The sequence below is a fragment of the Serratia sp. L9 genome (assembly GCF_050632285.1).
Classification (GTDB): Bacteria; Pseudomonadota; Gammaproteobacteria; order Enterobacterales; family Enterobacteriaceae; genus Chania.
Genome location: NZ_CP192591.1, coordinates 4,393,884 through 4,407,344, shown reverse-complemented (window position 1 = coordinate 4,407,344; position 13,461 = coordinate 4,393,884). Strand labels below are relative to the sequence as shown.

Sequence of the window (13,461 nt, the reverse complement as noted above, 5' to 3'; positions counted from 1 at the left end):
ATTCTTGCGAATTTATTTTTTTGTTTTTTATCAGTTGGTTGGAGTAGTTTTTTATTCCCCTGGCTGTCAGGCGGCATGGTTTTTCCAGGGGAATCGAGATCAAAAGCGCTGTAGATTAAACGGCGAGATGTCTAAAGGTGAAGTTTTGTCCTGCGCAAACAAGGCGGCAATCTCACCCAGGACGCTGGCAAATTTAAAACCATGGCCGCTCAGACCGGTGATCACCATCAGTTGCGGGCATTCTGGCAAGGTATCGATGATGAAATCCTCATCGGGGCTCATATCATAACTGCAGGCCTCGCCGCGCAGGCAGACGCCAACACCTGGCAGAAACTGGCGTAGAAAGCCGAAAACTTCAGTACCATCGCTGGCGATAGTGCCAAAAGGCCTGCGCTGTTCTGGTGTATCGATCGGTTGTCCGCCGTCATGTTTCCCCACTTTCAACCCATCGTTATCCGCCGGAAAACCGTAGTAGTGGCATCCATCCAGAGCCTCAGCGGTAAAAGCCGGGAAACGGTTGTTTTCGCTGTAACGGCCATCTGCCTGATGCCAGGAGAAGACCTTACGAAGCGGGGATACAGGTAACTGTGGTAATAGTTTCTTCACCCAGGTGCCAACGGTGACAACGGCTCTACGCCCTTGGAAGCATCCTTCAGCAGTCACAACCTCAATGCCTCCCGCTACGGGGTTTACCGCCGTTACCGGGCAATTAAACAGTTGAGCGCAACCGGCCTCTCTGGCTAATCGGACATAGCTGGTTATGGCCAATTCTGGACGTAACATACCGGCATCCGGTTCGAAAACGGCAACATAACCTTCGGGTGCGGTGAACTCATCCCAGCGTTGTTTGATCTGTTCAGCGTTTAAATACTGTGTGTTGAGGTTAAAGTTTTTCGCGCTGTGCAGGGCATTGCTGATAAATTTGGAATTCTGTGGGCCTAGAGTGAGTACGCCACAGGGATGAAACAACTTCTCCCCGCTTTTTTGCTCCAACCCATTCCATAATGCCTGAGCACGTAGCAGCAAAGGCACATATTTTTCTCCTTCGCCGTAGGCATGCCGCATGATGCGGGTGTCACCGTGATGGCTGCCGTGACGATGTGGAGGCATCGCGCTATCAATCATGAGCACTTTCAGGCCTGCGGCCGTTGCGTAATAACCTGCTGCAGCCCCAACGGAGCCGCTACCGACGATGATCAAGTCATATTCCACGCGCCTTGTCCTCTCTAAAAATTCGTTAATCGCGCTATGATAAAAGTTTGGCTGCGGTAATGCACTTGTTGTGCAGCCCAGTACCAAAAGAAAAGGCGCCAGGTAATTGCTGGCGCCTTAGTCGGAGGTATTGGATAGGTTAATGTTTTCTTCGGTCAAGATTCTGGTATTCCGTTGATTCTATTTTGGCGATGCCAGCCTCTAGAATATTGATCAATTGGCGGGCAACATCGGTGGTTAACCAAAGAGTCCGATCAACTTTTGCTTCTTCGGCTGTTTGGTCTAGTGAAGACAGGTAATGAAGGCGAATCATCATGGCATTATAAACATCGACGGTGCTGATATCCCAGCCAACTAGCGGATGTGTTTGTATTACTTCATCATTTCTGTCCATAAAGACCCCTTATCAAGTAGTGACTAGCATGAGTTACTTACGAGGATCAATGCGTCTTATCGTCATGACGAGCAATTACAGTATACGCATCCATAATCTAAAGTGGGGGTATTTAAAGCGGTTTTGAAAAATAAATATTTTCTGCACATTTAGTAGGCTATTTTCGCCAACAGCACTGCATCAATGCGCAAATATTATTCTTCTGCGATGGGAGGAGACTGGATGTGGGAGTGACTTTCCAGTTCGGCAGCCAGATGAGCGAAATGTTTTTGTGTTTCAGGATCACGATTTTGATTTTGTGCTTCCAGTTTCAGGCTATGGATAAGCAATTGATTGGCTTTGGCATCCAGACCAAAGGCCAAATAAGAAAAAGCGACCTCGACGACATTCAGACGCCGTTTTTGATCGGCAATCAGAGCCAATAGCTCGCCAAAGGTCATTGCTTCTTCATGCTTTTCTTTATCCGGAACCATCTATTACACCTCAAAATTTACACAATAAGCTCTCTAAGCATTACAGACCAGAAGTGAAAAAGCCAATCGGGTAGAAACAAAAAAGCCGGAGAGCGACCCCCGGCAACAACAACATTGCAGAATTATTCTGCACTGAACCAATCGTCGGCACTTTCCCAGGTTTCCTGGAGTATTTCCTCGATCAGGTCTTTATCCGTTTTCGCCCCGCCCAGAACAGAGAGCCCGTTAGCGCCAGCGTAACGGATTTGCACGCTGGTATCAGGAAACTGGCGGTTAACCCGTTTACTGAATTCGCCAGTCAGGGCTTCTATTGCCCCCGGCGGCAGTGGTTTGGTTTTATCTATAGTGACTTCAACACGCATAATTGCCCCCGGAACCATTTCACTGTTTATTTATACAGTTAACTATTCTCGGAGGCAAGAGGCGAGATGAAAAAAACTAGCAGTCGGCTACCGACCAGTGAATGCTCTCCCCAGAAAGGAAGGGCACCACGGCCTCGCTGCCCAGAGCAATTTCTTCTGGTTGCGTAACCGGTGTGCGTTGCAGCGTGATGAAGTCTTCGTTAAGTGGCAAGCCGTAAAAGCGTGGACCGTTGAGGGAACTGAAGGCTTCCAGATGTTCCAATGCCCCCAATTGCTCAAATACGGTGGCATAGGCAGGCATGGCATTAGGTGCATTAAATACCCCGGCACAACCGCAGCTCGACTCTTTGCGGTGCTTGGCGTGGGGGCGGAGTCTGTCCCCAGGAAAAACCGGTCAGAACCACTGGCGGCGGCTTTGCGCAGGGCATCCTGGTGAATGTTGCGCTTGAGGATTGGCAGACAGAACAGATGTGGCCGGATCCCGCCCACCAACATATGGTTGCGGTTGAACATCAGATGCTGTGGCGTGATAGTCGCCCCAAGGAAACGGTTGCCTTCCTGCACGTACTGAGCCGCTTCTTTGGTGGTGATATGCTCGAACACGATTTTTAATTCAGGAAACTGGTGGCGGATCGGCTCCATCACTTGCTCGATAAAGCGAGCTTCGCGATCAAAAATATCCACTGCGGTATCGGTTACTTCGCCATGGATTAGCAGTGGCATACCGATTTTTTGCATTTGTTCGAATAACGGGTAAATGCCGTTAACATTGCTGACGCCGTGGCTCGAGTTGGTGGTCGCATTAGCGGGATACAGCTTGGCAGCGGTAAATACCCCTTGCGAGAAACCATCAACCAACTCTGTCGCTGCCAGCGAATCCGTCAGATAGCAGGTCATCAGCGGTGTGAAATCATGTTCCGCCGGGGTAGCGGCGAGAATACGATCCTGATAGCTGCGTGCAGCCGCAACTGTAGTGATCGGCGTGGACAGATTCGGCATCACAATCGCCCGGCCAAATACCTGACTGGTATAGGGCAGAACCGTTTTCAGCATGTCGTCGTCACGCAGATGGATGTGCCAGTCGTCAGGGCGGCGGATTTTTATGGCTTGGGGGTGTGCGGTCATGTTGCAAAGCTCCGGCGGTCAAAAAATCTTAATGAAAGCGAATAATTGTGGGTTATTCACGCCGGGGTGTAAGCATAAGCGCAAAGCGCTCAGGATGCATCTGTTTGTTACCGGCAAGTTGAAATCAGTTGGCTAACGGGGGCATAGTAATCAGGATTTCATTGGTTCCTCTGAGAATGGGGAAATGGTTGCCTTAAAATGGGAGAGAAAAATGGAAGTACGTGTAGTTGCTACTTTACAGGCCAAACCTGAATGCGTAGACGCAGTTAACGATGCGGTACACCAAATCATTGAGGCAAGCCGTCTTGAGGTGGGGAATTTACAATATGACTTGCATCGGGATATGGATAAGCCGGGCAGTTTTGTGTTCTTCGAACGCTGGGCCAGTAATGAAGCGCTGGAAAAACATAATGCTACCGAACACTTCAAGCTTTTTGTCAGCCAGGTGGATGGCAAACTGGACTTGTTGGAGATTAAAAAGCTGAAACAGATTGCCTAACCCGAACGATAATAAAAAACCCGCCAAAAGGCGGGTTTTTTGTCGCTGCCGAGAACTTATTCGTTAACTGGCTGCGGTTTTGTCGCTGGTGCAGTCGCTTGATTTGCTGCTGCATGGCCACCGGCAGAACCTTTACCTTCAAAGTTGAAGGAAGGGCGCTGCCAGTCAGTGACTGCTGGTGCCTGCGGCTCATAAGCTGGAGCAGGCGCCTTGGTCATTGGCGCGGAGGCAATGTGCTTGTATAGCACCGGCTGTGCGCTTTGAACAGGTGCTGCCTGTGGCTGTTCAACAACCGCAACGGGGGCAACCTCTTTCGCCGCCGCAACAGTTTCAGTTTCCACCGTGGCTTCCACTTCTGGCTCTACAGCAGCAACGTCTTCGGCCTGGACCGCAGGTTGTGCGACAACTTCAGCAGGTGCCTCAGACGGCGTTTCTGCTACAGGTGCTTCTGCCAACGGGGACTCATCAGCAATTTCTTCAACCCTTGCCGGGATAATGATAGCCGGTTCCGCAGGCGTTTCTTCAACCGCTACCTGCTCGGTTGCTGCTGGGGATGCTGCTTCTTCAACCGCGGGTTGAGGTTCGCTGGCTTCCACTACCGGTTGCGGCGCAGGAGCCATTTCAGCCATCACTGGAGCAGCGATGTGGGTAGTGACTTCCGCGGCCACATTTGCCACGTTTTCTGTGGAAGCCGCAGGTGCCATTTCTGCTTCAGTTGCAGCCTGTTCAGCCATTTGCGCAGTCTGTGTGACAGGGTAACTTACCCAAACCTTGCCTGAAGCCATTTCTGGTGATGCAAAAGCACCGCTCAGTGGCATTGGTGACTGGTTCGGGTAACGCTCGTCACGATAACGGCGGCGGCGCTGGCCACTGACGCGTAGATGACGAGGAGAACGGCGGGAGCGACGTGGCATGCCGTTTTCGCCATTATTACGGTTGTCGGCCTGTGCTTCTTCTTCTGGCTGTACTGCAATAGTCTGCGGCAACAGTTTAACGCTTTCATCCACGGCGGCAGGGTAAGTAATTTCTTCTTCAGTCACCAGATGTGTCTTCGGTGCCAATAACTCCTCTGCGGCGCGATGCAGTTCTTCATCCGCTGACAACACGCGAACTTTTTGCGTTAATGGACGGCGTTGACGACGTTGCGCTGGCTGTTGATGACGATCTTCCTGATCTTCTTCGTTAACAGCAACGACGGCATCCAGGGTTTCTGGTACTTTGGCTTCCTGCACAGCCGCTTGGCGTTTGTCATCCTGGCGACGACGCGGACGGTCAGCACGTTGCTCGCGGCGTTGCTGCTGATCTTCACGTTGTACAATTGCCGTTTCTTCAGACTGAACTTCAGTGTTGGCAGCAACCGGCGCATTCTGTTGAGAGTTACGGCGGTTGTTACGACGCTGTTCGTCACGGTTTTCACGCGGCTCACGGTTTTCGCGTGGCTCGCGGTTATCACGCCCTTCGCCACGGTCTTTACGATCGTTGCGGTCGCCACGTTCACCTTTATTACGGTTATTCCCCTGGCGGCGTTGCCCACGACGATCCTGGCGGCGGTTGTCACTTTCTTCCGCTTTTACCGTTTCGACCGGTTTGGCTTCAACTTTGGGGGCTTCTTCACCAGCGAAGATCGCTTTCAGGCCACCAAACAGGCGGCTTAAAAGGCCTGGTTTAGCTTCTGCAGCGGCGGCTGCAACCGGTTTGGCTACTGCAGCCGGTTTGCTGGCAACCGATTCTTCAGCCGGCGGTGGGGCATCAGAAGCCATTGAGAAGGAGGCCAGTGCTGGTTGCTCTGGGCGCTTGCGCTCCACAGGGGCATCTTCCTGCGGTTGGGCCATCTCTTCTTCATGCAGCTTCGGTAACAGATAGCTTAGGGTTGGGGTTTCTTCACCCTTACGCACACGCAGTACCGAGTAATGTGGTGTCTGCATCTGATCGTTTGGCACGATAATCGCTTTCACGCCACCTTGGCGTTTTTCAATTGCACTGACAGAGTCACGCTTTTCGTTCAGCAGGTAAGAAGCAACCTGAACTGGCACGATGGCATGCACTTCTTTGGTGTTCTCTTTCAGTGCTTCTTCTTCGATCAGGCGCAAAATAGACAATGCCAGCGATTCGTTATCACGAATGGTGCCGGTGCCGCTACAGCGTGGGCAAACGTGATGGCTGGATTCACCCAGTGACGGGCTGAGACGCTGGCGGGACATTTCCAGCAGGCCGAAGCGAGAGATACGGCCAATCTGGATACGAGCACGATCCTGGCGCACCGCGTCACGCAGGCGGTTTTCCACTTCGCGCTGATGGCGAACCGGAGTCATGTCAATAAAGTCGATAACGATCAAACCACCCAGGTCACGCAGGCGTAATTGGCGCGCAATTTCATCTGCGGCTTCCAGGTTGGTATTGAAGGCGGTTTCTTCGATATCGCCACCGCGAGTTGCACGCGCGGAGTTGATGTCGATTGCGGTCAGCGCTTCGGTGGTATCAATAACGATTGAGCCACCGGAAGGCAGACGCACTTCACGTTGGAACGCCGACTCGATTTGTGATTCGATCTGGTAATGACTGAACAGCGGGATTTCGCCGCTATACAGTTTGATTTTGCTGCTGAAATCCGGGCGGCCCAGCGCAGCGATATGCTCTTTGGCCAGATCGAGAACTTTCGGGTTGTCGATCAGGATTTCGCCGATGTCCGGGCGCAGGTAATCGCGGAACGCGCGTACAATAACGTTACTTTCCTGATGGATCAGGAACGGTGCGGCGCGGCCTTCAGCGGCTTTCTTGATGGCTTCCCAGTGCTTGAGACGGAAAGACAAATCCCATTGCAGTGCATCGGCGGACTTGCCTACACCCGCAGTGCGGACAATCAGGCCCATGCCATCCGGCAATTGCAGGGAAGAAAGGGCTTCTTTCAGTTCGGTACGATCGTCACCTTCAATGCGGCGGGAAATGCCCCCGGCACGAGGATTGTTCGGCATCAGTACCAAATAGCTGCCTGCCAGGCTGATGAAAGTGGTCAAGGCGGCGCCTTTATTACCACGTTCTTCTTTATCAACCTGAACGATAACTTCTTGGCCTTCGCGCAATACATCTTTGATGTTTGGGCGACCGTGGGAAGAGTAATTGCTTGGGAAGTATTCGCGAGCGATTTCTTTCAGGGGAGGAAACCATGTCGTTCTGCGCCGTAATCAACAAACGCTGCTTCAAGACTTGGTTCAATACGAGTGATTTTACCCTTGTAAATATTCGCTTTTTTCTGCTCATGGCCAGGGCTTTCAATATCCAGATCGTACAGCCGCTGTCCATCTACAAGGGCAACACGCAACTCTTCCTGCTGAGTTGCGTTAATCAACATTCTTTTCATCTTGACTTACTCATTATTTTTACATTATCGACAAAGCTGCGGACAAAATAACCTCATGGCCGGGTTAAAACCGAAAACCCCGTGTCTTCTCGCAAAGCCGTCAACCTCACGGTTGTCGCCTGCATAGGGGCGCATTATCTCGGTAAGCCTGTATTTCTTTGTGAAAACAGCGCTTTTTGACTCAGGGAATAGCCTCTGGTTAACGTCGACAGATCTGATTCCATTTACCGGCCAAGCTGCAACCCGCAGCCCGCTAATTGTTTGATTTCACATTACGTCTTACGCCATTGCTGCGTTTTTGTGCAACCAGACAAACTGTATAATTCCGTAATAACCCCTGTTTTAACAAGTTCAGCACGGAAAGTGATTTCATTATTCCATTGCTGACACTGTTATAGCAAGGTGACTTTTCCTTAACTGTCGAAGAAATCGCAAACGTTCAAACCGGCTTGCTGCCTTATTGTTCGCCGTGATTTCTTAAACAGCCAGAGAGACAGTTAAGCACATAAAAAGAGGTGGCGCTATTTACTCGCTCTATTTAGAATCCCGCACCATGAAAACGAACAATCCTGCAGTACAATTAATCACGATTTCTGATGATGAAGCCGGTCAGAGAATCGACAATTTCCTGCTTGCCCGCCTGAAGGGCGTGCCGAAAAGCATGATTTACCGCATCGTGCGTAAGGGCGAGGTGCGGGTAAATAAAGGCCGCATCAAGGCAGAATATAAACTGGCGGCAGGTGATGTGGTGCGTATCCCCCCAGTGCGAGTGGCTGAACGTGAGGACGCGCCGGTTTCCGCCAAACTGGACAAAGTGGCCGCGTTGGCCGATTGCATCCTTTATGAGGACGATCATTTACTGTTGTTGAATAAACCTTCTGGCACGGCTGTCCATGGTGGCAGCGGTCTGAGCTTTGGTGTAATCGAAGGGCTGAGGGCTTTACGCCCTGAAGCGCGGTTCCTGGAATTGGTCCATCGTCTGGATCGTGATACTTCCGGCATACTGATGGTGGCAAAGAAGCGTTCAGCGCTGCGTTCACTTCACGAACAACTGCGCCTTAAAGGAATGCAGAAGGATTATCTGGCGCTGGTGCGTGGCCAGTGGCAATCGCACTGCAAGGCGGTGCAGGCTCCTTTATTAAAGAACATTTTGCAGAGCGGTGAGCGTATTGTCCGTGTCAACAGTGAAGGTAAGCCTTCGGAAACCCGTTTCAAGGTGGAAGAGCGCTTTGAGCATGCCACGTTGGTGAAGGCCAGCCCGATTACCGGGCGTACTCACCAGATCCGCGTGCATACCTTGCATGCCGGGCATCCTATCGCGTTTGACGACCGTTATGGCGATCGGGAATTCGATCGTCAATTGGCAGGCACTGGGTTGAAACGCCTATTCCTGCATGCTGCGGCGTTACGCTTTGAACATCCGGCCACCGGTGAAACGATGCGTATCGAAGCGCCGATGGACGCAGAATTGCGCCATTGCCTGCAAGTATTGCGCAAGCAAGCGGGGAAATAGCGTCCCGCCGTCTTTCAAGCCGCAGCGTTGTTACCTGCCCTCAATGACCCGGTCCATCCCTGGACCGGGTCCTGTAAAGACCGCGGCAAGCAGCGTTCAAATCTGTTAGCAATCACCGTGTTAAATTTATAGGGCATATTCCAGCGGGTTGATCCCCTCTGCCCGTAACATTTCCAATAGTGCAATCAACGGCAACCCAATCAATGTATTCGGGTCACGCCCCTCCAGCTTATCAAACAGTGCAATTCCCAATCCTTCACTCATAAAACTGCCAGCACAGTTGAGAGGCTGCTCCAGGCGAACGTAAGTGGCGATTTCGCTATCACTCAGTGCCCGGAAATGGACATGAAAAGGTTCGCATAGCGCTTGCAGATGCTTGGTATGGCTGTTGTAGAGCGCCAGCCCGGTATAGAAGGTGACCTTTTGACCGCTGGCGTTGCGTAACTGCCTGCGGGCGTGCTCTTCAGTGTGGGGCTTGCCGGTAATCTCATCATTGATTACGCAAACCTGATCGGAACCGATAATCAGATGATTGGGGTAGGCCATTGCCAAGGCCTGGGCTTTGGCCGCAGCAAGGCGGAGCACCAAAGCTTGCGCGCTTTCATTGGGCAGGGGAGTTTCATCAGTCTGCGGAGCTGCACAAATAAAAGGCAAACGCAGCTTTTCCAAAAGCTGGCGGCGGTAGGCCGATGTTGAGGCGAGTAATATTCTTTGCATAATTTTTTCCACAAACCGTAGCGTAAATATGTCGCTCATCTTAAACTGTCGGCCGCTCTGGAAGCGAATATTGGTGAAAGGTGCCGTTTAAAGGCCTTTTTCTTTGACTCTAAGACGTTACAAAGTTAATATGCGCGCCCTATGCAAAAGGTAAAATTACCCTTGACCATTGATGCGGTACGAACCGCTCAGAAGCGCCTGGATTATGCAGGTGTCTATGAATCTGAGCAGGTTACACGCGTTGCTGAATCTGTGGTCAGTGTGGATAGTGATGTTGAGGTTGAGTTGTCGTTTGATATTGACAACCAACGCCTCGCGGTAATAACAGGGCATGCGGACGTCGCGGTAACGCTGATGTGCCAACGCTGTGGTGTTCCGTTCCCGCATCAGGTCCACACAACATATTGTTTTAGCCCGGTCGTCAATGATGAGCAGGCTGAGGCATTACCGGAAGCGTACGAACCGATCGAAGTTGACGATTTTGGCGAAGTCGATCTGTTGGCAATGATTGAAGATGAAATCATTCTTTCACTGCCTGTCGTTCCGGTACATGAATCTGAACACTGTGAAGTGTCCGAAGCGGACATGGTATTTGGCAAACTGCCTGCAGAGGCGGAGAAACCTAATCCATTTGCCGTATTAGCCAGTTTAAAGCGTAAGTAATCGAGGAGTAAGGTCCATGGCCGTACAACAAAATAAACCAACCCGTTCCAAACGTGGCATGCGTCGTTCACACGATGCTCTGACCACCACCACCTTGTCTGTAGATGCGACTTCCGGTGAAACTCATCGTCGTCACCACATCACTGCCGACGGTTTCTACCGCGGTCGCAAGGTTATCGGCTAAGTTAGCGATACTTTGACTCGTCTAACCCTAGCGTTAGATGCTATGGGCGGGGATTTCGGTCCCTGCGTCACAGTGCCTGCTTCATTGCAGGCACTGGCCTCTAATTTAAATCTTCATCTTCTATTAGTCGGCGATCCCGACATCATCTCCCCTTTACTTGCCAAAGCCGATCCGCGATTGCTGGAGCGCTTGCAAGTTGTGCCCGCTGAATCGGTAGTTGCTAATGATGCCAAGCCGTCACAAGCGATCCGGGCCAGCCGTGGCACCTCCATGCGAATTGCGCTGGAGCTGATTAAAAACGGTGATGCGCAGGCCTGTGTCAGTGCCGGAAATACCGGGGCACTGATGGGGCTGGCCAAAATGTTGATCAAGCCGCTTGACGGTATTGAGCGCCCGGCGCTGATGACGGTGTTGCCGAACCAGCGGCGTGGTAAAACCGTGGTGCTCGATCTGGGTGCCAACGTGGAGTGTGACAGCACAATGCTGGTGCAATTTGCGGTGATGGGGGCGGTGATGGCAGAAGAGGTATTGGGTGTGGCGCAGCCACGTGTCGCGTTACTCAATATCGGCGAAGAAGAGACCAAAGGCCTGGATAATATCCGTGAAGCGGCAGTCGTGCTAAGAAATACTCCGGCAATCAACTATATTGGTTATCTGGAAGGAAACGATCTGCTAACCGGTAAAACCGACGTCATGGTCTGCGACGGCTTTGTGGGTAACGTCACCCTGAAAACCATGGAAGGTGTGGTAAGACTGTTCTTGTCACTGCTAAAGTCATCCTCCGAAGGGGGAAGCAGGCATGGTGGCTAAAATTGTTGGGCCGATGGTTACAAAAAAGGCTGGCAAAGCGTTTCGGTCATCTGAACCCCGACCAGTATAATGGTGCATGTCTGTTAGGATTGCGGGGCACCGTAATCAAGAGCCACGGCGCGGCGAACCAAAGCGCGTTCGCGGTCGCAATCGAACAGGCTGTGCAGGCGGTGCAGCGGCAAGTTCCGAACAGGATTGCTGCGCGCCTTGAAGCTGTATTACCCAAGAGTGACTGATCGTTCATGTATACAAAGATTCTCGGTACGGGGAGTTATCTGCCCGTACAAGTGCGCACCAACGCTGACTTAGAAAAAATGGTGGATACCTCTGACGAGTGGATTGTCACCCGCACAGGTATTCGTGAGCGTCGTATTGCTGCCGCTGATGAAACTGTGGCAACCATGAGCTTCCAGGCTGCGTCTAACGCGCTGGAAATGTCAGGTGTGGCTAAAGAAGATATCGGCTTGATCGTAGTGGCAACCACCACCTCAAGCCACGCGTTCCCAAGTTCCGCCTGCCAGGTTCAGCAGATGCTGGGGATCCAGGATTGTGCGGCTTTCGATATTGCTGCCGCCTGTGCCGGGTTTACCTATGCCCTGAGCGTGGCCGATCAATACGTGAAAAACGGCGCAGTGAAACATGCGTTGGTGATAGGTTCGGACGTGCTGTCACGGACTCTTGATCCAGAAGATCGCGGTACCCTGATCCTGTTTGGCGACGGTGCCGGTGCCGTTGTGCTGGGCGCCTCTGAGGAACCCGGTATTATTTCTACCCATCTGCATGCGGATGGTCGCTACGGCAACCTGTTGGCATTACCGAACAAAGATCGTCAGGATCCGGAGCAACCTGCCTATGTCACCATGGCGGGTAATGAAGTCTTTAAAGTGGCAGTGACCGAACTGGCACATATTGTTGATGAAACCTTGGCGGCCAATGACTTTGACCGCAGTGAACTGGATTGGCTGGTTCCGCACCAGGCCAACCTGCGTATCATCAGCGCAACAGCCAAAAAGCTGGGTATGGGGATGGAAAAAGTTGTTGTGACGCTCGATCGTCACGGTAACACGTCTGCTGCCTCAGTGCCTGCGGCGCTTGATGAAGCCGTTCGCGACGGGCGCATCCAACGGGGTCAGTTGGTGTTGCTGGAAGCATTTGGCGGTGGCTTTACCTGGGGCTCGGCGCTGGTTCGCTTTTGATTTAACAGGAAGATAAAAATGACGCAATTTGCTTTTGTTTTTCCGGGCCAGGGTTCACAAACCGTTGGCATGCTGGCCGATTTGGCCACACAGTTTCCGATTGTGGAACAAACTTTCAGCGAAGCCTCAGCGGCCTTGGGTTACGATCTTTGGCAACTGGTTCAACAAGGCCCGGTGGAAGAACTGAACAAAACCTGGCAGACGCAGCCAGCGCTACTGGCAGCTTCGGTAGCTATTTTCCGCGTCTGGCGGCAGCAGGGTGGTAAAATGCCGGCTATGATGGCAGGCCACAGCCTGGGCGAATATTCTGCGCTGGTTTGTGCTGGCGTGCTGGAGTTTGCTGCGGCAATTCGTCTGGTCGAGCTGCGTGGCAAACTGATGCAGGAAGCGGTGCCGGAAGGTACTGGGGCCATGTATGCGATTATTGGCCTGGATAATGAATCCATTGCCAAAGCCTGTGAGGCGTCAGCTCAGGGCCAGGTCGTTTCACCGGTGAACTTCAACTCGCCAGGGCAAGTGGTTATCGCGGGCAATAAAGAAGCGGTCGAGCGTGCTGGTGCTGCCTGTAAAGCAGCCGGTGCCAAACGTGCGCTGCCCTTGCCGGTGAGCGTACCTTCGCATTGTGCGCTGATGAAACCTGCTGCTGAAAAGTTGGCGTTAGCGCTCGAGGACGTGGCTTTCAGTGCGCCACAAGTGGCAGTGATCAATAACGTTGATGTGCGTGCAGAAACCGCACCTGAGGCCATCCGTAGCGCGTTGGTTCGCCAGTTATACAGCCCGGTACGCTGGACTGAAAGCGTTGAATTCATGGCAGCAGAGGGCATTTCTCTGCTGTTGGAGGCTGGCCCAGGGAAAGTTCTGACTGGCCTCACCAAACGTATTGTCGCCACTCTGACAGCGGCTGCGGTAAATGATACCGCCAGCCTGGCTGCGGCGCTTGAACAATAAAAGAGGA

General features: G+C 52.2%; 11 protein-coding genes and 3 pseudogenes. 7 read left to right on the top strand and 7 right to left on the bottom strand.

The features are described 5' to 3' along the window. Nucleotides 1-99: 99 nt before the first annotated feature. From solA to pyrC, 5 genes and pseudogenes are all read right to left on the bottom strand, one after another. Complete coding sequence (gene solA / locus ACQ86O_RS20990) at nt 100-1,212, bottom strand: N-methyl-L-tryptophan oxidase (RefSeq protein WP_431222704.1); 1,113 nt, start codon at nt 1,210-1,212, stop codon at nt 100-102. A gap of 139 nt (nt 1,213-1,351) precedes the next feature. Next, complete coding sequence (gene bssS / locus ACQ86O_RS20985) at nt 1,352-1,606, bottom strand: biofilm formation regulator BssS (RefSeq protein ID WP_431222703.1); 255 nt, start codon at nt 1,604-1,606, stop codon at nt 1,352-1,354. A 194-nt stretch (nt 1,607-1,800) separates the two neighbouring features. After that, complete coding sequence (locus ACQ86O_RS20980) at nt 1,801-2,079, bottom strand: hypothetical protein (protein WP_431222702.1); 279 nt, start codon at nt 2,077-2,079, stop codon at nt 1,801-1,803. Between the two features lie 122 nt (nt 2,080-2,201). After that, on the bottom strand, nt 2,202-2,441 hold the full coding sequence (gene dinI, locus ACQ86O_RS20975; protein WP_431222701.1) for a DNA damage-inducible protein I: 240 nt from the start codon (nt 2,439-2,441) through the stop codon (nt 2,202-2,204). Nucleotides 2,442-2,517: 76 nt separating this feature from the next. Further along, a pseudogene (gene pyrC, locus ACQ86O_RS20970) lies at nt 2,518-3,566 on the bottom strand (dihydroorotase). Nucleotides 3,567-3,777: 211 nt separating this feature from the next. On the opposite strand from pyrC, the gene ACQ86O_RS20965 reads away from it, so the two are divergent. After that, nucleotides 3,778-4,065, top strand: coding sequence for a putative quinol monooxygenase (locus ACQ86O_RS20965; protein WP_431222700.1), 288 nt, complete (start codon nt 3,778-3,780; stop codon nt 4,063-4,065). A 56-nt stretch (nt 4,066-4,121) separates the two neighbouring features. Here ACQ86O_RS20965 and rne read toward each other — a convergent pair. After that, nucleotides 4,122-7,423: pseudogene (rne, locus tag ACQ86O_RS20960) on the bottom strand (ribonuclease E). Nucleotides 7,424-7,976: 553 nt separating this feature from the next. Between rne and rluC the strand changes: the two are divergent. Next, nucleotides 7,977-8,936 (top strand): 23S rRNA pseudouridine(955/2504/2580) synthase RluC, encoded by a 960-nt coding sequence (gene rluC, locus ACQ86O_RS20955; RefSeq protein ID WP_431222699.1) that lies wholly within the window; start codon nt 7,977-7,979, stop codon nt 8,934-8,936. A gap of 126 nt (nt 8,937-9,062) precedes the next feature. Here the strand turns inward: rluC and ACQ86O_RS20950 are convergent, their stop codons facing one another. Continuing rightward, a complete protein-coding gene (locus ACQ86O_RS20950) occupies nt 9,063-9,653 on the bottom strand; it encodes a Maf family protein (protein WP_431222698.1) in 591 nt (196 codons plus the stop codon). A gap of 141 nt (nt 9,654-9,794) precedes the next feature. Between ACQ86O_RS20950 and yceD the strand changes: the two genes are divergently transcribed. The 5 genes and pseudogenes from yceD to fabD all read left to right on the top strand — a co-directional run bounded on the left by yceD (nt 9,795) and on the right by fabD (nt 13,454). Then, complete coding sequence (gene yceD / locus ACQ86O_RS20945) at nt 9,795-10,316, top strand: 23S rRNA accumulation protein YceD (RefSeq protein ID WP_431222697.1); 522 nt, start codon at nt 9,795-9,797, stop codon at nt 10,314-10,316. A gap of 16 nt (nt 10,317-10,332) precedes the next feature. Then, entirely contained in the window at nt 10,333-10,500 is a 168-nt protein-coding gene (gene rpmF, locus ACQ86O_RS20940) for a 50S ribosomal protein L32 (protein WP_004943042.1), read from the top strand. 12 nt (nt 10,501-10,512) lie between these two features. Next, nucleotides 10,513-11,546 (top strand): annotated as a pseudogene (gene plsX, locus ACQ86O_RS20935) (phosphate acyltransferase PlsX). 6 nt (nt 11,547-11,552) lie between these two features. Continuing rightward, nucleotides 11,553-12,506 carry a beta-ketoacyl-ACP synthase III gene (locus ACQ86O_RS20930; protein ID WP_431222696.1) on the top strand — a complete coding sequence of 318 codons (954 nt, stop codon included), beginning with the start codon at nt 11,553-11,555 and terminating at the stop codon, nt 12,504-12,506. A gap of 18 nt (nt 12,507-12,524) precedes the next feature. After that, nucleotides 12,525-13,454 carry an ACP S-malonyltransferase gene (gene fabD, locus ACQ86O_RS20925; RefSeq protein ID WP_431222695.1) on the top strand — a complete coding sequence of 310 codons (930 nt, stop codon included), beginning with the start codon at nt 12,525-12,527 and terminating at the stop codon, nt 13,452-13,454. The last annotated feature ends 7 nt before the right edge of the window (nt 13,455-13,461 follow it).

Bases quoted from the DNA above. Each gene is read 5' to 3' on its own strand.
- rpmF (WP_004943042.1), top strand. From the start codon at position 10,333: ATGGCCGTACAACAAAATAAACCAACCCGTTCCAAACGTGGCATGCGT.
- fabD (WP_431222695.1), top strand. From the start codon at position 12,525: ATGACGCAATTTGCTTTTGTTTTTCCGGGCCAGGGTTCACAAACCGTT.
- ACQ86O_RS20950 (WP_431222698.1), bottom strand. From the start codon at position 9,653: ATGCAAAGAATATTACTCGCCTCAACATCGGCCTACCGCCGCCAGCTT.
- ACQ86O_RS20965 (WP_431222700.1), top strand. From the start codon at position 3,778: ATGGAAGTACGTGTAGTTGCTACTTTACAGGCCAAACCTGAATGCGTA.
- bssS (WP_431222703.1), bottom strand. From the start codon at position 1,606: ATGGACAGAAATGATGAAGTAATACAAACACATCCGCTAGTTGGCTGG.
- rluC (WP_431222699.1), top strand. From the start codon at position 7,977: ATGAAAACGAACAATCCTGCAGTACAATTAATCACGATTTCTGATGAT.
- ACQ86O_RS20980 (WP_431222702.1), bottom strand. From the start codon at position 2,079: ATGGTTCCGGATAAAGAAAAGCATGAAGAAGCAATGACCTTTGGCGAG.
- ACQ86O_RS20930 (WP_431222696.1), top strand. From the start codon at position 11,553: ATGTATACAAAGATTCTCGGTACGGGGAGTTATCTGCCCGTACAAGTG.
- dinI (WP_431222701.1), bottom strand. From the start codon at position 2,441: ATGCGTGTTGAAGTCACTATAGATAAAACCAAACCACTGCCGCCGGGG.
- yceD (WP_431222697.1), top strand. From the start codon at position 9,795: ATGCAAAAGGTAAAATTACCCTTGACCATTGATGCGGTACGAACCGCT.